We start from the raw sequence: 16838 nt of genomic DNA on the forward strand, positions 1-16838 counted from the left end.
GCAGAAGCAGTTCCTTCTTATCGGTCGCGTCCTAACGCGCGATCATGGAGCGACGGACACCACCGCGTACGAAAGAAGGCTGGTACATTTTGCACGACTTCCGGACCGTCGACTGGGACGCCTGGCGGGCGGCTCCCGATCACGTCCGCGAACGCGCACTCGAGGAGGGGCGTGCCTTCCTCGCCGACTGCGAGGCGGTCGACGATGCCGAAGACGGCGACTCGGCGATGTTCGCCATGCTCGGTCACGAGACCGACCTGTTGTTCATGCACATCCGGCCAACGATGGCTGACGTCGAACAGGTCGGTCGTCGGTTCGACCAGACGGCCTTCGCCGAGTTCACCGAGCGAGCCGACTCGTACGTCTCGGTCGCGGAGGTCTCCGACTATGTCACCGAAGCCTACTTCGAGGAGGATGAGGAGGTCGAAAACGCCGGCCTCAAACGGTACCTCGACCAGAAACTCTACCCACAGATTCCAGACGCCGAGTACGTCAACTTCTACCCGATGGAGAAACGCCGGCAGCCGGAGTTCAACTGGTACGACCTCCCGTTCGACCAGCGTTCTGAGCACATGAGCTCCCACGGCGACATCGGCCGCAGCTACGGCGGGAAAGTCAGCCAGATCACCGCCGGGAGCATCGGCTTCGACGACTACGAGTGGAGCGTCTCGCTGTTCGCCAACGACCCCGCGAACATCAAGAACCTGCTCGCAGAGATGCGCTTTGACCCATCGACCTCGAAGTACGCCGAGTTCGGCCGCTTCTACGTCGGTTGCCGCTTCGATCCCCACGACCTCGAGGCGTACATGGCTGGTGAGGCCGTCCCGGCCGAAGACGACGACTCGAGCGAGACGGGTGGACACCCTCACGCCGAGGGTCACGCTGAAGACGCTGACGAGCACAGCCACGGCCACGGCGACGGCGACGCGGGCGGCCCACCGAGTAGCGTCGCTGGCGACGATGTCCGTGGCGAACTCGAGGAGATGGGCGTCTACGCGGGCAAGCCCCACGGCGAGGACGTCCACGCGGTCGTCCTCTACTCCGAGGCCGATCCGGCCGAGCTGTTCGAGGAGGTCGACGGGCTGCGAACCAACTTCGACCACTACGACACGCACGTGATGACGGCCGTCTACGAACCCGAACACGACGAGGAGGCCGAAACGGCCGTCGTCAGCCTCTGGGAGACCGACCGGGCAGCGAACACGGCTGCCGGCTTCCTCTCGGAGCTACCCGGCGTCGTCCGTCAGGCCGGTGACGACGGCGACTCCTGGGGGACGATGGGAATGTTTTACACGGTCAAACCCGACTACCGCGAGGACTTCGTTGGCACCTTCGAGGAGGTCGGCGGGCTCCTCGCCGACATGGACGGCCACCGCAAGTCCAACCTGCTGATCAACCGTGAGGACGAAAACGATATGTTCATCGCCAGCCGGTGGGACTCTCGCGAGGACGCGATGGCCTTTTTCCGCAGCGACGCCTTCTCCGACACCGTCGAGTACGGCCGCGACGTTCTTGCTGACCGACCGCGACACGTCTTTTTGGCCTGAGATCGGACGCTTCTTGAGTTGTTGCTGGGCAACGGTGTCGGATCAAATCCGACCCGATTCCGACCACTCGTCGTAAAAGAAGTAGCCAGCGACGCCAGCAAGCCCCAGCGCGAGCGTGATGTACGGCCAGTTACCGGCCTCTTGATCGGTCAGATAGGCGTGACCGGTGACGAAGACCGCGAACCCGACGTGGGCGACCGCGGTCGCGAACAGGAACGCGGTAAGCTCCATTACTTGCGTATTCGAGAGTTCGGGCTTAGCGGTTTCGAAGCCTCGGAGGTATCACACCCCTCGGTAGGTCCCAGATTGGTAGCGTTGCCACCACCCGACGCCGTGCGTCGCTCGCCAGCGAGTCAACCCGAGAAGAGTTACGTCGGAGTCGTCGCCCGATCAGGCGACGTCGTGGTCCGGATCGTCTTCGACGGACCGCTTCAGCGAGTCGCGTCGGGCCTTTGCGTCCCGGCCGGTGGCCTCGAGCAGGAAGTCGTTTTTGGCGTCGACGGCGTCGGCGGCCGCCTCGAGTTCGTCCGGACCGAGTTCCGTCGGATCGCGTTCGTGGAACTCGACGGCGAGTTTGTCCTTCTTGCCGGAGTACTCGACGGCACCGACGACGATCTTCTCGAAGACGGGGTTGTCGGGTTCGCCAACGACGTAGAGGTCGCTTCCGTTGAACTCCTCGGTGTCCGTGATGGGGCCGAAGTAGTCCTCGACGGATGCTTCCATGTCAGGAATTCGCTCCTCGAGATATTCACCGCGACGCATCTTGTACTCCTTCATGCCTTCGAGATACACGGCAGGGTGTTTACCTCTTTTCATAGCCGACGTTTTGTACGCCCAACAGGTTCAAAATCGCCGCTCGAGGCGGAGACTGTAGCAACCGACGATCGAGCGGATCGGTGACAGTCGCGCCACCACGCTTGGGAGTGTGCGGTCGGTACCGAGCGGAGGGTGACCGCCTTACTGGAGCGGTCGTTCGCCGAGGTAGCCTTTCCGGCAGTCGGGGCAGATGTCGCCCGCCCGGAGCGAGCCGCGGTCGTCTGATTCGACGAACTCACAGCGAGGACAGTAAAACTCCGTCGGCCCATCGTCGGTCCGTCGAACGCCGGTTTCGCCCGGTGTCGGGATGGACTCGGCGCGTTCGATGCCGGAGCCTGACGCCGCCGTCGTCTCCGGAGTCGGCTCGGGCCCCTCATCGACGATCTCGGCGTCCGTTGCGACTGTGTCGGCGCCGGCTGCCGTCTCGGCCGAGTCACTGTGTTCTAAGACGACGGCGTCTTCAGCCTGCTCGCCCTCGCGGTCGGGCCACTCGGTCGGCTCGTTTTCGGCACCGACGGGTGGGCCGACGTCGGACGAGTCGGGCCACTCGCCGGGCTCACGGCCGTCGTCACCGTCGTCTTCGTCGTCGACGAGGATCTCGCCGTCGTCGGTAACTGGCTCGTCGTTCGCGTCGGTGGCGTGGTCGGACGCGACCGCGGGTTGGGACTCGATCGGGTCGTCGTCCTCGATCGTGACGCCGCTTCTATCGTCGTCGACGAACTCGCCACTATCGTCGCTCGAGCCAATAATCTCGGCGTCCGTTCCGTCCGACTGGACAGTGTCGTCGATTTCGGTTGCTGTCGGTGCTGTCTCGGCATCGGGTTTGGGGGTGGTGGGTCGGTCGGTGGCCGTTCCGGAGAGACTCTTTACTTCGGTGTTCTCGCTGATGACATTCCGGTCGCCACAGCGGGTACACTCTTCGTACTCCTGGACGGTTACGACGACTTCGCTGCCCCGTTCCTCGCGCTCGCGTTCGACTTCGGAGTCACCGTAGTCGTGTCCGAGCAGCGAACATCGCAGGACCATTGTGCCATCGTACCGATTCTGGCTATAAAAAACGTACCGCTGGCCGAGGTGTCGTCGACCTGTCTCGTCACCGTCCTCGAGACGACAAACGTCAAATCCCGGGTCGACGAAGTACCGCATGGATGAGAGCCAAGCCGGAGTACCGGGACCGCGAGCGGACAGAAGTGGCGGTACTCGATACCCTCGTCGACCGCGCCGAGGAGGGACTGACAGTTTTCGAACTCCGAGCAGCGGTCGAGGTAGATATCGACGACCTCGAGTCGGCCCTCTCGACGCTGAAAGCCGACGGCCTGATCGTCGTCGAGTCCGACACGGGCCAGACAGTCATCAAACCGGACGAGCGGGTCGTCCCCGACCGGCCGACCGACGAGGACGACACTGCACCGACGATCGGCGACTGGCTGCGCGAGCGATTTCCTTTCTGAATCGAAACGCCTGATACGCTCAGGCCCGAGGACGTATGCATGAGTGTCATCGAGCGTATCCACGCCGACCACGGGGCGACGTTCGGCGAACGCGGCGGCCGAACGGTCGTCGACCACTACGGCCGGCCGGAGCGGGCCCACCGTGCGGTTCGAAACGGTGTCGGCCTGCTCGAGGCCGCCTACGGCGTGGTCGTCGTCGAGGGTGAGGACCGACTCGAGTACGTCGACAACGTCGTCTCGAACCGCGTGCCGGACGAGGACGGGCGAGGCTGTTACGCGCTCGTACTCGATCCGCGGGGCGGAATCGAGATCGAACTCTACGTTTACAACGCCGGCGAGCGACTCCTCCTGTTCGTTCCACCGGGCGAAGCCGAGTCGCTTGCCGCGGACTGGTCCGAGAAGGTGTTCATCCAGGACGTCGAGATCCGCGTCGCGACCGACGAGTACGCGATTTTCCGAGTGTCCGGTCCGCACGCGACCGAGAAAGTCGCGAGCGTCCTCAATGGGGCTGCCTCGCCCGACGAGCGTTTTACCTTCGTCCGCGGGACGATGGCCGACGCGGGCGTCACCGTCGTCAGAACCGACGCGCTCACCGGGGAGGAGAGCTACGAGGTCGTCTGTGATACTGACGAGGCCGAACTCGTCTACGACACCCTCGAGACCCAGGGAATCAACGCCGCCCCGTTTGGCTACCGGACCTGGGAAAGCCTCTGTCTCGAGGCCGGCACGCCGCTGTTCGAGACCGAACTCGAGGGGACGATTCCGAACGTCCTCGGCCTGCGAACCGCCGTTGACTTCGAGAAGGGCTGTTTCGTGGGCCAAGAGGTCGTCTCCCGCGTCGAAAACCGTGGCCAGCCGAGTAAGCGTCTGATCGGGCTCACCCTCGAAGAGCCAGCCGACGATGTCGAAGTATCGATCCCGCAGGCTGGCGCGGCGGTGTTCGACGGCGATGCGACGGTCGGTGAAGTAACGCAGACCGGAGAGAGCCCGCTGCTCGAGACAGTGATCGCGCTCGCGCTCGTCGAGTTCGACCTCGAGGCCGAGTCACTCTCGGTTCGTGTCGGTGGCGAGGACGTCCCGGCAACGCGAACCGAGCTCCCGTTCGTCGAGGGTTCGGAGCGGTCTGCCAGGCTCCCGTCATACCAGTAGTCGTGCATTCGGTTTTCGCGTGACTCCCGGCCGGGTTGGGGACAAAGGACAGTATAATGGTGGATCGGTCCGTCGTGACGGACATGACGACGACGCTCGGAACGGCGAGTGCGGGCCCTGGAGAGATCGATACGGGCCGTCTCGAGGTCGGCGAGACTCGAGACGGAAGCCCGGTCGGACTCCCCGTAGCCGTGATCAACGGCGAGAAGTCGGGCAAGACGCTCTACATGCAGGCAGCCAGCGATGGAGACGAACTGAACGGTGTCGGCGTGATCCAGCGGGTTGTCCCCCAGCTCGATCCCGCTTCGCTCTCTGGTACGATCCTGATCGTCGGGATCGTCAACTACCACGCGTTCCAGGTCGCAGAACATCGGAACCCGATCGACGACACGAAGATGAACCGGGCGTATCCCGGTAACGACAACGGCACCTCGAGCGAGCGCATCGCGGCGGCGACGTTCGACGCCGCGACTCGGGCTGACCTGATTCTCGATCTCCATCAGGGCTCGACCAGCCGGATGATCGACGAGGTTCGGGTCCGCTGTGGGCGACGCCACCGGCTCCACGAGCAATGTCTCGAGCTCGCGAAGGCCTTCGGCTGTGGGTACGTACTCGACCAGAAGGGACCCGACGGCCAGCTCGCTCGGGTCGCTCCCGACAAGGGGGTCCCGACCGTCGATCCCGAACTCGGCGGCTGCGTCGGCTGGGACGAGACGAGCATCCGCAAGGGCGTCGACGGCGTCTTCAACGTCCTCCGTCACTACGGCTTCCTCGAGGAGAGTTCCGACCTCGAGTCCCAGACCCGTGCGACCGGCTTCGAGCAGTACGGCGCACCCGCTGGCGGACTCGTCGACATGCAGAAAGCACTCGGCGAGCGAGTCGCCCGCGGAGAGCCGATCTTCGAGGTGACGACGCCGTTCGGCGAGTCGAAGGCGACGATCACTGCCGACAGTGACGGCATCCTCTGGCGGACGCGACGGCTTCCACAGGTCGCCACCGGCGAGTACGTCTGTTCGGTCGGCACCGACGTGGACTCGTTCTGACCATGCCCTCGGATCTTTCCTGTCCCGCCTGCGGGACGACGTACGTCGCCGAACCCGAAGAGCCCTGGCGGTGTGGCTGTGGCAGCGCCCTCGAGTTCGCCGACCGGCCGTATCCCGAGGGCGACCCGCTTCCGCTCGCCCGTCTGGATACGAGCGACGGCCTCTGGACGTTCTTCGAGTTCCTCCCGATCGAACCGCACGTTACCTTTCACGAGGGATTTACGCCGCTGGTCGACGCGCCCGACTGGAACGCGGCGTTCAAACTCGAGTACGTCTTCCCGACGGGCTCGTTCAAAGACCGCGGTGCGACCACGACGCTCTCGCGGGCGGTCGAACTCGGCGTCGAGACGGTGCTCGAGGACTCCTCGGGCAACGCCGGAGCAGCCATCGCGACGTACGCCGCACGCGCCGGGCTCGAGGCGGATATCTACGTGCCCGCGGACGTCAAACAGTCGAAGCTGATGGCGATCCAGCGCGCTGGTGCCCGTCCGGTTCGCGTCGAGGGCTCTCGCCAGGACGTCACCGACGCCTGCATCGACGCGGTCGAGTCCGGCGACGGATGGTACGCCAGCCACGCCTGGAACCCGGCCTTTTACGCCGGAACGATGACGTTCGCCTTCGAGGTCGCCGCCCAGCGGGAGTGGACCGTTCCCGACGCCGTCGTCCTCCCGATCGGCCACGGCACGCTCTTTCTCGGTGCCTACCGTGGCTTCCGGTTGCTCAACGACGCCGGAATCGTCGACGAGATGCCGCGGTTGCTCGGTGCCCAGGCGGCCGGCCACGCGCCCATCGTTGATGCTCTCGGCTACGATCCCCTCGGCGAGAGTGACGCCGAGACAGACATCGCCGACGGCATCCAGATCGAAGCGCCCGCGCGCCAGGACGAGATCCTCGAGGCGATCGAGGCGACCGACGGCGACGCCATCGCCCTCGGCGACGACCCGATCGAGGCCGCCCTCGATCGACTCCATCGCGGTGGCTTCTACGTCGAACCCACCTGTGCCGTCGCGCCGGCCGCCCTCGAGCGCTATCGTGACGACGGAATCATCGCCCCTGACGCCGACGTCGTCGTGGCCCTGACTGGAAGCGGATTGAAAACGCTTTGATAGCCCCATCCCTCATTGTCCCGTAGATGGTCAGCCGACCTGCCGAGTTCTGCCCCCGGTGTGGTGATTCCGTCGAACCGATCGTCGCCGACGGTCGCGAGCGCGAACGCTGTCCGACCTGTGAGATCGTGATCTGGCACAATCCGGTGCCGTGTGCCGGGGTCGCCGTCGTCGACGCCTCGGCTGCCGAGCCCGCCGTACTCTGTGTCGAACGCGGTATTCCACCGGGCGTCGGCGAGTGGACGCTCCCCGGCGGCCACATGGAGATTGGCGAAGACCCCGAGGTCGCCGCTGCACGAGAACTCGAGGAAGAAACCGGCGTCTCGGTCGATCCCGCAGCGCTCGAGATCCTCGACGCGACGAGCCTGCCGCCCCGTGGCGGCAAGCACGTGGTGACGATCCACTACCTCGTCGAGCGCGCCCATGCCGAGGGTGTTCCGGAGGCCGGGACGGACGCGAGCGACGCACGCTTCTGGACGCCGAGTGAGTTCGACGCCTCCGACGAACAGTTCCGCCCGATCCACGAACGACGATTCCGTGCCGCAGCAGCCCGGTTTGCCTGATAGGCGCTATTCCGGGAGCACGTCGATGTCGATCGCCTCCGACGTCTCCCACTCGAGGTCGCCCTCGGAGAGGAGACGGAAGGCGACTGCGGTTTCGCCGGGGGACGCTCCCGTGACGGTGACGTGGTCCCCGTGGGACTCGCCGTCCGCGATCGACTCGTCGACGACCGCCACCTCGACTCGGTAGCGTTCGTCCGCACCGAGGCTGAGTTCGGTCCCGTCAGCCGTTTCGACGACGGGCTCGAGCGTCACGGATTCTCCGACCGGAATCGACGGGAGGCTGCCATGCCAGTGTCCGTGGTAGTTCGCGATCGCGTCGTCAGTTTGCCGATCGACGACGTGAAGTTCGTACGGACTCGTTCCGAATCGTCCCGATGTGAGCGTTGCGAGTCCAGCACTGACCGTTCGTCGTGTCCGCTGTAGTGGTCCCATACGTTGGTCGGTTTACGCTTCCGATCGTCCGGTATAAATGGTCCCGTTTCTATCTGACACCGCCAGGACCGCGATACAGCCACGCCCACGCACGACTGAAGCCGACGGTGACCGATCGACAGGGCCGATACCGGCGACGGAACCCGACATTCCTTTAGCCGACCCCTGAATACGGGCGGGTATGTTCCTCTCCCTACGCGCGGAGGTCGAAGACGCCCTCGAGGGGGCGCTCTCCGCACTCGAGTTTCCCACCGACGACCTCGGGATCGAAGAACCGCCGGCGGACGTCGAGAGCGTCCTCGCCTCGAGCGTCGCGTTCCGACTGGCCGGCGAGGCGGGCCAGGCACCGCCACAGGTCGCTGCACAGATTGCCGAGGAGATCGACGTCGACGAAGTAGCCTACGTCTCCGAGATTCAGACCCAGGGGCCGTATCTCAACTTCCTGCCGAGCGATGCCTACTTCGGCGAGACGCTCGAAACCGCGACCGACGAGGGCTACGGCGCACTCACAGACCGCGACACGTCGGTCGTCGTCGAGCACACGAGCGCAAACCCCACGGGACCGGTCCACGTCGGCCGCGCGCGGAACCCGATCATCGGCGACGCCGTCGCGACCCTGCTCGAGTACGCCGGCTACGACGTTTCCCGCCACTATTACGTCAACGACGCCGGCCGGCAGATGGCCGTCTTCACGTGGGCCTACGAGACGTTCGACGAGGACGACCTCGAGGACGACCCAGAACGCGACTGTATCGAGTACGACCTCGTTCGCTACTACCGCACGGGCAACGCGTTCCTCGAGAACGCAAGCGAGGAGGAAGTCGAGGCAGCAGAAGCCGAGATCGAGTCGATCATGCAGGGCCTCGAGGAGGGCGACGAGGACGCCTATGAACGCGTCAGCGAGGTCGTCGACCAGGTCCTCTCGGGGATGAAGGCGTGTCTCGGTCGGCTCCCTGCTGAGTTCGACGAGTTCATCAAAGAGACTCGATTCATGCGCAACGGCGACACCGACGACCTCGTTTCGCGCCTCAAGGAACTCGACGAGGCAGTCTACGAGGAAGACGCCTGGCAGCTCGAACTCGAGGCCCACGGCATCGATAAGAACCTCGTTTTCCTGCGTTCTGATGACACCTCCCTCTATGCGACCCGAGACCTCGCCCACCACGAGTGGAAGTTCGACGAGTACGACCGCGCGGTGACCGTCCTCGGCGAGGACCACAAGCTGCAGGCCAGACAACTCCGGACGGCCCTCGACCTCCTCGGCAACGACACCGACCCACTCGAGCAGGTGCTGTACTCCTACGTCAACCTGCCCGAGGGGAAGATGTCGACCCGCCGCGGCACCGGCGTCGATCTCGACGACTTGCTCGACGAGGCCATCGACCGCGCCCGTGGCGAAGTCGAGGACCGACTCGACGACCGCATCCGTGACGACGACTTAGACGACGAGGACATCGAGCGCATCGCTCACCAGGTCGGCATCGGTGCCGTTCGCTACGATATCGTCTCGAAACAGCCGACGAAGGCGATCACGTTCGAGTGGGATCGCGCACTCGACTTCGAGGCTCAGTCCGCGCCGTACGTCCAGTACGTCCACGCCCGCTGCTGTGGCATCTTAGAAGAGGCTGGCCTCGACCCAGAAACCGATCTCGCAGATCAGGACATCGAACTCGACGCCCTCGAGGCCGACCTGCTCGACACCGACGCCGAACGCGACTTGCTCGAGACGATCGCTCGGTTCCCAGCCGTCGTCGACGAGGCCGCAGACGACTTAGAGCCCCACCAGATCGCGACCTACACGCGTGAGTTCGCCGACCGGTTCAACGGCTTCTATCGTGAGTGTCCGGTGCTCGCCGACGACGTCGACCCCGACCTCCGGGCGGCACGCCTCGCGCTCGTAGCCGCCTCGAAGCACACGGTCGCGAACGCCCTCGAGATCCTCGGCGTGGCCGCTCCACGGTCGATGTAGCTGGACAACGGACACGTCCAAGACACACGAACTGACCGGGCGCACCGCTTGTCGACGATCTGGGTTCGAAAAAGCGACAGCACAGCGCCGTCGTAGCCGTGAACCGGGCCGAACGGCTCAGTGCTTCGTATCGCGGACCTTCGCCGCCAGCTCCTCTTCGGTGATGTAGCCGTCGAGTAACTCCATCACCCAGGCGACGTCGATGTACACCGCGAACACGCGACTGCCTCCGTGCTCGAGAGCCAACTCGATGGTCTCGACTTCGCTTTCGAAGACGTCGCGGTCGACGACCGCGTGGGCGAGGTCGTCGGCTACGTACTTCAGCTCCGCGTAGAGCTTCTCGGTGTCGGTGGTGTCGGTCTCGATGAGGACGTGGAGTGCCTCCGTGGCGTGTTCGACTTCGACGACCGACATGCTGTCGGTGCTGATGTCTTTGACACCTTCTATGCCGGGCACTTCTTCATCGTCGTCATCGTCATCGTAGTCTTCTCCGTCGTCGTACTCGTCGCTGGCATCGTCGGCTCCGTCGTCGAAGCCACCATCGTCGTCTTCGTCGGGCGATTCTTCGTCTGTTTCGGTACTGGTACAGCCCGCAAGCACGGTCGCGAGCGCTGCTCCACTGCCGAGGAGGATTTTTCGTCGCTCCATGCTCGACCGCTCCAGCGTGACCGGGATTAGTAATTAGCTCGTACTGTCTCGAGACACGATACGTGCCGACCGACCGAGTTTCTCAGTCAAAGATCGTCCGAATGAGGCGCTAAACTGCTTTTTCCGCCGTCCTGAGCGTCTCTGGGTGGCGGCGTATACTCGAGAACCGAACTGTCTCGATGTACCGACTGTACCCGACCGATGGTAGTCACACCATTCGATAGAAACGGCCCGTTCAGAGGGTTCCAGTGGGTGGTCCAGCCACCGCCTACCGTCGTGGTAGCCGGTGACCACTGCCGTCGTTCCCGAGTGGTTGGTGGCCGGTATCGACGCCTCAGGAATCAGTTTCGGCTTCGGTAATCGCACTCGAGACGTCGTCGGGTGCGGCTCCACTGTCGCCTTCGGCATCGCCAGTGTTACCAGCGTCGGCCGCCGCGGTCGCGTCGGTCACGCTCGAACTGGGTGCAGTGTCGATACCCGCAAGCTCTGCGGCGATGCGGCGGTAGGCGATCGCTGCCGGGCTTTCGGGCTGGTAGACGACCAGTGGCGTCCCAGCGTAGACGCTCTCGCGGGCGGCCCCGTCTTCGGGGACGGCTCCCAGCAACGACAGCTCGAGGCGGTCTGCGATCTCGTCGTAGGAGACCTCGGTATCGGGGTGGACGCGCGTGACCACGAGGCCGGCGACGCTCCCACCGGCGTGATCGGTTAGCTCGATGGTCTTTCTCGAGTCCTGGACGGAGGCGGGCTCGGGAGTCGAGATGACGACGACTGCGTCGGCAAGCCCGAGCGGCAGGACGGTCTCGTGGCTGATGCCTGCCCCGACGTCGAGGAAGACGTAGTCGTATTTCGCCCGAAGGTCTGCAACGGCGTCGCGCAGCCCTTCAGGGGACGTTTCGGCGTACTCGTCGAGGCCGGTCCCGCTGGGGACGGCAACGATGTTGTCCGCCAGGCGGTACGTGGCGTCGTCGATCGATGCCTCGCCAGCCAGAACGTCGTGTAGCGTCGTCGCGTCGGGCGTGAGGCTGACAAATCCGGCCAGATTTGCCATTCCGAGGTCGGTGTCGACGATCGCGACGCGCTCGCCAGCCTGCGCAAGCGCGGTCCCGAGATTGACCGTCGTCGTCGTCTTACCGACCCCTCCTTTCCCGCTCGCGATAGCATAGACCGTCTCGTGGGACATACTCGGATACGCGGACGATGGAACGGCAGCACCTTAAATCGTCACCTCGATTGGACGACGTCAGGCGTCCACTCGGCCGGTAGGCTCTTGTATGGGGTCTAATCCGACCGTGAGCTCGAGCGACCATCACAGAGAACCGTTGACAGTACCCGCTTGGTGGCGACCAGTCGTCGGTCGCTCACCGGCTCGGGAGGACCGTCGCCCGTGGCGTCTCGATTGGTTCGATACCGATAGCGTGTCAAAGAATACTTAGCCACAGCACCGTTTTGTACTGGCAATGAGCCAGGAGGCCGAGCAGGAGCAATCCGACCGGAAGAAGTACGAATTCCGGAAGGTTATCGAGGACCTCAAGAACTACGAGGGCTCCGGGACGCAACTCGTCACGATCTACGTTCCCGAGGACCGAAAGATCAGCGACGTCGTCGCCCACGTCACCCAGGAACACAGCGAAGCGGCGAACATCAAGTCGAAACAGACCCGAACGAACGTCCAGGACGCGCTGACGAGCATCAAAGACCGACTGCGATACTACGATACCTTCCCACCGGAGAACGGGATCGTGCTCTTTTCCGGTGCGGTCAACTCCGGCGGTGGCCAGACCGAAATGGTCACCAACGCCCTAGAGAGCCCACCACAGCCCGTCGAGTCCTTTCGGTATCACTGTGATTCTGACTTTCTCACCGAACCGCTCGAGGAGATGCTCGCGGACAAGGGCCTCTACGGCCTGATCGTCCTCGACCGTCGCGAGGCAAACGTCGGCTGGCTCAAAGGAAAACGGATCGAACCCGTCAAGTCCGCCTCCTCGCTCGTTCCCGGCAAGCAGCGAAAAGGTGGCCAGTCCGCCCAGCGATTCGCCCGACTGCGCCTCGAGGCAATCGACAACTTCTACCAGGAAGTTGCGGGGATGGCCAACGACCTGTTCGTTCCCAAACGGCACAACGTCGACGGCATTCTGGTCGGTGGCCCGTCACCGACCAAAGACGAGTTCCTGGACGGTGATTACCTCCATCACGAGATTCAGGACAAGGTCATCGGCAAGTTCGACGTCGCCTACACGGACGAGTCGGGGTTGAAAGACCTCGTCGACAACGCCGAAGACGCACTGGCCGACGCCGAGGTGATGAAAGACAAGCAGGTGATGGAGGAGTTCTTCGAAGAACTCAACGCGGGCGAGCTCGCTACCTACGGCTTCGAGCAGACCCGCGAGAACCTCGTGATGGGGTCGGTCGACCGGCTGCTCATCAGCGAGGACCTGCGGAAAGACGTCATTAGCTACGCCTGTACGGAGTGTGGGAACACCGACCGCGAGGTACTCGACCGCCGCAAGTCGACGCCCGAACACACCTGCAGCGAATGCGGTGTCGATGTCGAGGCGACCGACGAGGACCGCGAGGACGCCATCGACCACCTCATCGAGATCGCCGAACAGCGCGGCACCGAGACCAAGTTCATCTCGACCGACTTCGAGAAGGGCGAACAGCTTTACAACGCCTTCGGCGGCTTTGCCGGCCTCCTGCGGTACAACACCGGCGTGTGAACGGGTTCCTGGCTCGTTTTCCGTCTCTGCTTTTCGAGTGCGTTCGCGTCGATCAGAGCGTCCCGCGGAGGTAGACCGCGTCGTCGGTGATCTTCTCGATGCTTCCCTCGTCGAGTGGGTGGGCGGCGGCCGTCGGGTCCCCCCAGCCCAGTCTGGCCTTGATCGTCTCCAGGACGCTCGGGTTGGGTTCGACGTAGCCACGCCCGTCCTCGACGTCGACGAGGCGTCCGACGGTGGTCCCGTCGGTGTTCAGTACACGCTTTCCCTCGTCGTCTTTCGTGAGGTGCTCTCGAGTCATGATTGGTCGGCCGCGTCGACGACGGCTCGAGTGGGCTGTCAGCTCACTGCCGTCACGGAGGTCGGCCGGCTCAACGGCCGGTCGCGATATAAAGTGGCGAAATCGTTGTCACGGGATACGGACTGTTTCTCCCGGTCGTGCCCGTAGGTCGTGCCTAGTCGAGCTGAAACGGTCAGCAATCACTGCCTAGGCGCGCTTTTCGCACCCAGTTTCCGGATCAGTCCTGCAGCGCATTCGTTTCCAACAGAAGGGTTATGACGCTAGTCGCGTATTACCAGTCGATCAATGGCCGACTGCCACGTCGTCGTCGACGATCCCCGGATCACCGGCCAGTTCTGTCGCCGGCTCCCCGGGGTCTCGGCCGAGCTGACCCTCCTCGGTGTCGTTCACGACCACCCGGCGAGTATCGGGCGCGTCGAACGCGTCCTCGAGTCGATCGCTCCCGACGTGCTGGCACTGGAGTTGCCTCCCGCGGCACTGCCGCTTTATCAAGCGTACGCTCGAGACGGTGACTCGGACGAGTCTCCACGTTTCGGCGGCGAGATGAGCGCGGCGATCCGTACGGCTCCCGACGCCGACGTTGTGGGAATCGACGCGCCAAACTGGTCGTTCCTCCGACGGCTCATCACTCGATTGGTCGCCGACCGCGTCCCGCCGTCGACGGCGCGTCGGGTCGTCTCGAGTCTCGGCGGAGCGACCCGGGAGGCACTTACCTACCGAATTGCGGCCACCCTCACGCACGCGACGTCGACGACGGTGGTCTGCGACGATCCGATCGAGTACGACTGCTCGCACGACGATTCGCCGGCCGAACAGGCCGCCCACGAGCGGGCGCACGTCGCTACCGTCCAGGCGTTACTCGGAAGCGTCGACACCGATGGGACGGCACTCGCCTACCGGGACGAGACGCGCGAGCGGTGTATGATAGAGCGTCTCGAGTCGCTTCGAGCCCGCGGTGACGTCGTCGCCGTCGTCGGGATCGACCACCTCGGGGCACTCGAGTCGGCCTTGCGGGTCGAGGGCCTCGAATCGTAGCGTTGCGGGTCGCCGTGTGCGAATCGGGTCGCGACGGCCAGCGGAAACGGCCAGTAGAAAGCAGGAACTCGAGTTGGACCGGCGCTCACCGACGTACCGGCGGTTCGACGGTGATCTCTCCGTCGGCGGTCACCGTCACGTAGTGGTCCTCGACGACGAACGAGAGGTGGCCGCCGGTTCGCGGCGTGCCGTCGTACTTGGGGCGGAAGAGAGCGTCGAGTGCGTCTGGATCGATGGCGTCGTACAGTGAGAGGCGTCCGTCGGTCGGATCGAGACCCGTACAGTCGGCCAGCGCGTGAACGACGGTCGTACTCAGCGTCGCTGGACCGTCGGGATCGTGAACGGCACGATAGATCGCTCGAGGCTGTGATGGTGGCGGCGAAGTCGGATGTCCGTGCATAACGATTCGTCGTGAGAGTCACTCGCGGACGATACTAAAAGTCTATTCGTTACGTACCGACGAATCCACACTGGAATGACGATTCCTGACTGATTTGTCGGATAAATCGCCTTCAGTTGTTCAGCAGTTAACTCCTGGGTGATGGTGGGTGGTGCTCGAGTCGACCGTTGTCACTGTCGCAGCCAGCCCTCGCAACGACGGTGAGGGACGCCCGCGCTGGTCGCCTCGGTGCCACTATCTGGAGTCGCACGCGGTGGTCACCCCGTCGCCAGGTGGCCTGGGGCAGTCACTGCCGGAGCGTCGAGACGCAGTGCCAGCAGTACGTGAAGGTCGGATCGGCTGCGTTCTGTGCGCCGCAGTGAGGACAGCGCACCGTCTCGCCAGCGACATGGTGTTCATCCTCTGGCGGGTCGACATCGCCGTTGTCGTCGGTCGCGATGGCGTATCGGTCGGACTCCGGTGAGGCATGCGGTCGGACCCGGTTGGGATCGGCGAACGCCGCACTCGCCGCGCCGTCGTCCTCTTCACGCCGGACGTACACGTAGTACAGTACCAGGTGAAGCAGGGCGAACAGCAGTACGTACCCGATGAGCCAACCCCAGAGCTCCATCACTGTGCTATTGGCTCTCAAGGGACTTGGCTGTTCCCCGACTCACACGGTCTGTTGTAATTCGTTACCGGTGACCGCTCGACCGGGGTAGCGGTCACCGCTAACACGTTCCAACGAACCGTCTCAACCGGTGGCAGTGTCTCGAGCGGGTGACCTACCGGGGGGGCCGCAGGTCGCGTCCAAACTCGTCGAAGACCTCGAGGTCCTCGGGAAGGTCGTACTCGATGTGGCGTTCTTCCTGGCGGTTGACGCCGGCTTCCTCGAGCGGCGTGGCGACGTCTTCCCAGCCCGGTTTGATCTTGACGCTCTTGGCTGGCGTGCCGATGGCGATGTGGTGAGCGGGTACGTCGTGTTGGACGATTCCTCGGGCGCCGACGATGGCGTTTTCGCCGACCGCACAGCCAGCACGGACCATCGAGTCGTAAGTGAGTCGAACGTCGTCTTCGACGATGGTGTGGTAGTTCCGAACCTCGGTCTGGTCGACGACGTCGTGGTCGTGGCTGTAGATGTGGACGCCGTCGGAGATCGAGACGCGGTCGCCGATGGTCAGCGTCCCGCGGTCGTCCAGGTGGACGTCGTCGTGGATCACGACGTTGTCGCCGACCGTGATGTTGTGGCCATAGGTGAACGTGATTCCCTTGAAAAAGCGGCAGTTCTCTCCACACTCCTCGAAGAGGTGGTCTGCGAGCATCCGTCGGAACCGCAGGGCGAACTCGACGTTGTCCGCGATCGGCAGACTATCGAACTGACGCCAGAGCCACTGGAGGTGTTTCGAGCGTCGAAACGTCGCTTCGTCCTTTTCGGCGTAGTACTCGCTCTCGAGCGTCGTGTTGCACGGATCGTAACTCTGGAGGCGGACGCGCTCGGCCGCCGAAACCTCGGCACCGGCCTGCCAGCGTTCGTAGGCGTCCCGGTCCCCAGAGAGGTCGAGCAGGACGTCCTCGACGACGGCACAGGTGTCCTCGTCGCTCGCCAGTCGTCGATCGACCTCGTCGATGAACTCGCGCATGCCCGATTCCGCCTCGTCAGGGAGCGAGACGTACCGCTTTGTCAT

General features: G+C 64.1%; 19 protein-coding genes. 9 read left to right on the forward strand and 10 right to left on the reverse strand.

Going from position 1 to position 16838, the window contains the following annotated elements; genetic code table 11:
- Positions 1–44 precede the first annotated feature (44 nt).
- A complete protein-coding gene (locus AArc1_RS03125) occupies positions 45–1547 on the forward strand; it encodes a heme-binding protein (protein WP_117362865.1) in 1503 nt (500 codons plus the stop codon).
- Between the two features lie 42 nt (positions 1548–1589).
- Here AArc1_RS03125 and AArc1_RS03130 read toward each other — a convergent pair whose 3' ends face one another.
- The 3 genes from AArc1_RS03130 to AArc1_RS03140 all read right to left on the reverse strand — a co-directional run bounded on the left by AArc1_RS03130 (position 1590) and on the right by AArc1_RS03140 (position 3389).
- Positions 1590–1778, reverse strand: a complete 189-nt coding sequence (locus AArc1_RS03130; protein WP_117362866.1) for a hypothetical protein — start codon at positions 1776–1778, stop codon at positions 1590–1592.
- Between the two features lie 159 nt (positions 1779–1937).
- Positions 1938–2324, reverse strand: coding sequence for a DUF5611 family protein (locus AArc1_RS03135; RefSeq protein ID WP_117362867.1), 387 nt, complete (start codon positions 2322–2324; stop codon positions 1938–1940).
- 180 nt (positions 2325–2504) lie between these two features.
- On the reverse strand, positions 2505–3389 hold the full coding sequence (locus tag AArc1_RS03140) for a DUF7093 family protein (protein ID WP_117365758.1): 885 nt from the start codon (positions 3387–3389) through the stop codon (positions 2505–2507).
- A 122-nt stretch (positions 3390–3511) separates the two neighbouring features.
- On the opposite strand from AArc1_RS03140, the gene AArc1_RS03145 reads away from it, so the two are divergent.
- The 5 genes from AArc1_RS03145 to AArc1_RS03165 all read left to right on the forward strand — a co-directional run bounded on the left by AArc1_RS03145 (position 3512) and on the right by AArc1_RS03165 (position 7675).
- Complete coding sequence (locus tag AArc1_RS03145) at positions 3512–3814, forward strand: DUF6432 family protein (RefSeq protein ID WP_117362868.1); 303 nt, start codon at positions 3512–3514, stop codon at positions 3812–3814.
- A gap of 39 nt (positions 3815–3853) precedes the next feature.
- The gene (gene ygfZ / locus AArc1_RS03150) at positions 3854–4963 is read left to right on the forward strand and encodes a CAF17-like 4Fe-4S cluster assembly/insertion protein YgfZ (RefSeq protein ID WP_117362869.1); all 1110 of its coding nucleotides are present in this window, start codon (positions 3854–3856) and stop codon (positions 4961–4963) included.
- Between the two features lie 83 nt (positions 4964–5046).
- Positions 5047–6006 carry a succinylglutamate desuccinylase/aspartoacylase family protein gene (locus tag AArc1_RS03155; RefSeq protein WP_117365759.1) on the forward strand — a complete coding sequence of 320 codons (960 nt, stop codon included), beginning with the start codon at positions 5047–5049 and terminating at the stop codon, positions 6004–6006.
- Positions 6007–6008: 2 nt separating this feature from the next.
- Positions 6009–7112 carry a threonine synthase gene (locus AArc1_RS03160; protein ID WP_117362870.1) on the forward strand — a complete coding sequence of 368 codons (1104 nt, stop codon included), beginning with the start codon at positions 6009–6011 and terminating at the stop codon, positions 7110–7112.
- 26 nt (positions 7113–7138) lie between these two features.
- Positions 7139–7675 (forward strand): NUDIX domain-containing protein, encoded by a 537-nt coding sequence (locus AArc1_RS03165; RefSeq protein ID WP_117362871.1) that lies wholly within the window; start codon positions 7139–7141, stop codon positions 7673–7675.
- Positions 7676–7681: 6 nt separating this feature from the next.
- On the opposite strand, the gene AArc1_RS03170 is transcribed toward AArc1_RS03165, so the two are convergent.
- On the reverse strand, positions 7682–8107 hold the full coding sequence (locus tag AArc1_RS03170) for a hypothetical protein (RefSeq protein ID WP_117362872.1): 426 nt from the start codon (positions 8105–8107) through the stop codon (positions 7682–7684).
- A 181-nt stretch (positions 8108–8288) separates the two neighbouring features.
- Here AArc1_RS03170 and argS point away from each other — a divergent pair, with 181 nt between their 5' ends.
- A complete protein-coding gene (argS, locus tag AArc1_RS03175; RefSeq protein WP_117362873.1) occupies positions 8289–10076 on the forward strand; it encodes an arginine--tRNA ligase in 1788 nt (595 codons plus the stop codon).
- 117 nt (positions 10077–10193) lie between these two features.
- Here the strand turns inward: argS and AArc1_RS03180 are convergent, their stop codons facing one another.
- Positions 10194–10724, reverse strand: a complete 531-nt coding sequence (locus AArc1_RS03180) for a hypothetical protein (protein WP_117362874.1) — start codon at positions 10722–10724, stop codon at positions 10194–10196.
- Positions 10725–11058: 334 nt separating this feature from the next.
- Positions 11059–11904, reverse strand: a complete 846-nt coding sequence (locus AArc1_RS03185) for a MinD/ParA family ATP-binding protein (protein WP_117362875.1) — start codon at positions 11902–11904, stop codon at positions 11059–11061.
- A gap of 277 nt (positions 11905–12181) precedes the next feature.
- Here AArc1_RS03185 and prf1 point away from each other — a divergent pair, with 277 nt between their 5' ends.
- A complete protein-coding gene (gene prf1, locus AArc1_RS03190; protein ID WP_117362876.1) occupies positions 12182–13441 on the forward strand; it encodes a peptide chain release factor aRF-1 in 1260 nt (419 codons plus the stop codon).
- A gap of 52 nt (positions 13442–13493) precedes the next feature.
- Here prf1 and AArc1_RS03195 read toward each other — a convergent pair whose 3' ends face one another.
- Positions 13494–13739: a PRC-barrel domain containing protein gene (locus AArc1_RS03195; protein ID WP_117362877.1), complete on the reverse strand. Its 246-nt coding sequence runs from the start codon at positions 13737–13739 to the stop codon at positions 13494–13496.
- A gap of 285 nt (positions 13740–14024) precedes the next feature.
- On the opposite strand from AArc1_RS03195, the gene AArc1_RS03200 reads away from it, so the two are divergent.
- Positions 14025–14774, forward strand: coding sequence for a hypothetical protein (locus tag AArc1_RS03200; RefSeq protein WP_117362878.1), 750 nt, complete (start codon positions 14025–14027; stop codon positions 14772–14774).
- 85 nt (positions 14775–14859) lie between these two features.
- On the opposite strand, the gene AArc1_RS03205 is transcribed toward AArc1_RS03200, so the two are convergent.
- From AArc1_RS03205 to AArc1_RS03215, 3 genes are all read right to left on the reverse strand, one after another.
- A complete protein-coding gene (locus AArc1_RS03205; RefSeq protein WP_117362879.1) occupies positions 14860–15174 on the reverse strand; it encodes a HalOD1 output domain-containing protein in 315 nt (104 codons plus the stop codon).
- Positions 15175–15460: 286 nt separating this feature from the next.
- Entirely contained in the window at positions 15461–15784 is a 324-nt protein-coding gene (locus AArc1_RS03210) for a DUF7577 domain-containing protein (RefSeq protein WP_117365760.1), read from the reverse strand.
- A gap of 154 nt (positions 15785–15938) precedes the next feature.
- Positions 15939–16838: an acyltransferase gene (locus AArc1_RS03215; protein WP_117362880.1), complete on the reverse strand. Its 900-nt coding sequence runs from the start codon at positions 16836–16838 to the stop codon at positions 15939–15941.

The sequence above is a fragment of the Natrarchaeobaculum sulfurireducens genome (genome assembly GCF_003430825.1).
Lineage (GTDB): Archaea > Halobacteriota > Halobacteria > Halobacteriales > Natrialbaceae > Natrarchaeobaculum > Natrarchaeobaculum sulfurireducens.

What these genes read in the sequence shown, in the direction of transcription:
- AArc1_RS03125 (WP_117362865.1), top strand. Translation starts at nt 45, where the DNA reads ATGGAGCGACGGACACCACCGCGTACGAAAGAAGGCTGGTACATTTTG.
- AArc1_RS03130 (WP_117362866.1), bottom strand. Translation starts at nt 1,778, where the DNA reads ATGGAGCTTACCGCGTTCCTGTTCGCGACCGCGGTCGCCCACGTCGGG.
- AArc1_RS03135 (WP_117362867.1), bottom strand. Translation starts at nt 2,324, where the DNA reads ATGAAGGAGTACAAGATGCGTCGCGGTGAATATCTCGAGGAGCGAATT.
- AArc1_RS03140 (WP_117365758.1), bottom strand. Translation starts at nt 3,389, where the DNA reads ATGGTCCTGCGATGTTCGCTGCTCGGACACGACTACGGTGACTCCGAA.
- AArc1_RS03145 (WP_117362868.1), top strand. Translation starts at nt 3,512, where the DNA reads ATGAGAGCCAAGCCGGAGTACCGGGACCGCGAGCGGACAGAAGTGGCG.
- ygfZ (WP_117362869.1), top strand. Translation starts at nt 3,854, where the DNA reads ATGAGTGTCATCGAGCGTATCCACGCCGACCACGGGGCGACGTTCGGC.
- AArc1_RS03155 (WP_117365759.1), top strand. Translation starts at nt 5,047, where the DNA reads ATGACGACGACGCTCGGAACGGCGAGTGCGGGCCCTGGAGAGATCGAT.
- AArc1_RS03160 (WP_117362870.1), top strand. Translation starts at nt 6,009, where the DNA reads ATGCCCTCGGATCTTTCCTGTCCCGCCTGCGGGACGACGTACGTCGCC.
- AArc1_RS03165 (WP_117362871.1), top strand. Translation starts at nt 7,139, where the DNA reads ATGGTCAGCCGACCTGCCGAGTTCTGCCCCCGGTGTGGTGATTCCGTC.
- AArc1_RS03170 (WP_117362872.1), bottom strand. Translation starts at nt 8,107, where the DNA reads ATGGGACCACTACAGCGGACACGACGAACGGTCAGTGCTGGACTCGCA.
- argS (WP_117362873.1), top strand. Translation starts at nt 8,289, where the DNA reads ATGTTCCTCTCCCTACGCGCGGAGGTCGAAGACGCCCTCGAGGGGGCG.
- AArc1_RS03180 (WP_117362874.1), bottom strand. Translation starts at nt 10,724, where the DNA reads ATGGAGCGACGAAAAATCCTCCTCGGCAGTGGAGCAGCGCTCGCGACC.
- AArc1_RS03185 (WP_117362875.1), bottom strand. Translation starts at nt 11,904, where the DNA reads ATGTCCCACGAGACGGTCTATGCTATCGCGAGCGGGAAAGGAGGGGTC.
- prf1 (WP_117362876.1), top strand. Translation starts at nt 12,182, where the DNA reads ATGAGCCAGGAGGCCGAGCAGGAGCAATCCGACCGGAAGAAGTACGAA.
- AArc1_RS03195 (WP_117362877.1), bottom strand. Translation starts at nt 13,739, where the DNA reads ATGACTCGAGAGCACCTCACGAAAGACGACGAGGGAAAGCGTGTACTG.
- AArc1_RS03200 (WP_117362878.1), top strand. Translation starts at nt 14,025, where the DNA reads ATGGCCGACTGCCACGTCGTCGTCGACGATCCCCGGATCACCGGCCAG.
- AArc1_RS03205 (WP_117362879.1), bottom strand. Translation starts at nt 15,174, where the DNA reads ATGCACGGACATCCGACTTCGCCGCCACCATCACAGCCTCGAGCGATC.
- AArc1_RS03210 (WP_117365760.1), bottom strand. Translation starts at nt 15,784, where the DNA reads ATGGAGCTCTGGGGTTGGCTCATCGGGTACGTACTGCTGTTCGCCCTG.
- AArc1_RS03215 (WP_117362880.1), bottom strand. Translation starts at nt 16,838, where the DNA reads ATGACAAAGCGGTACGTCTCGCTCCCTGACGAGGCGGAATCGGGCATG.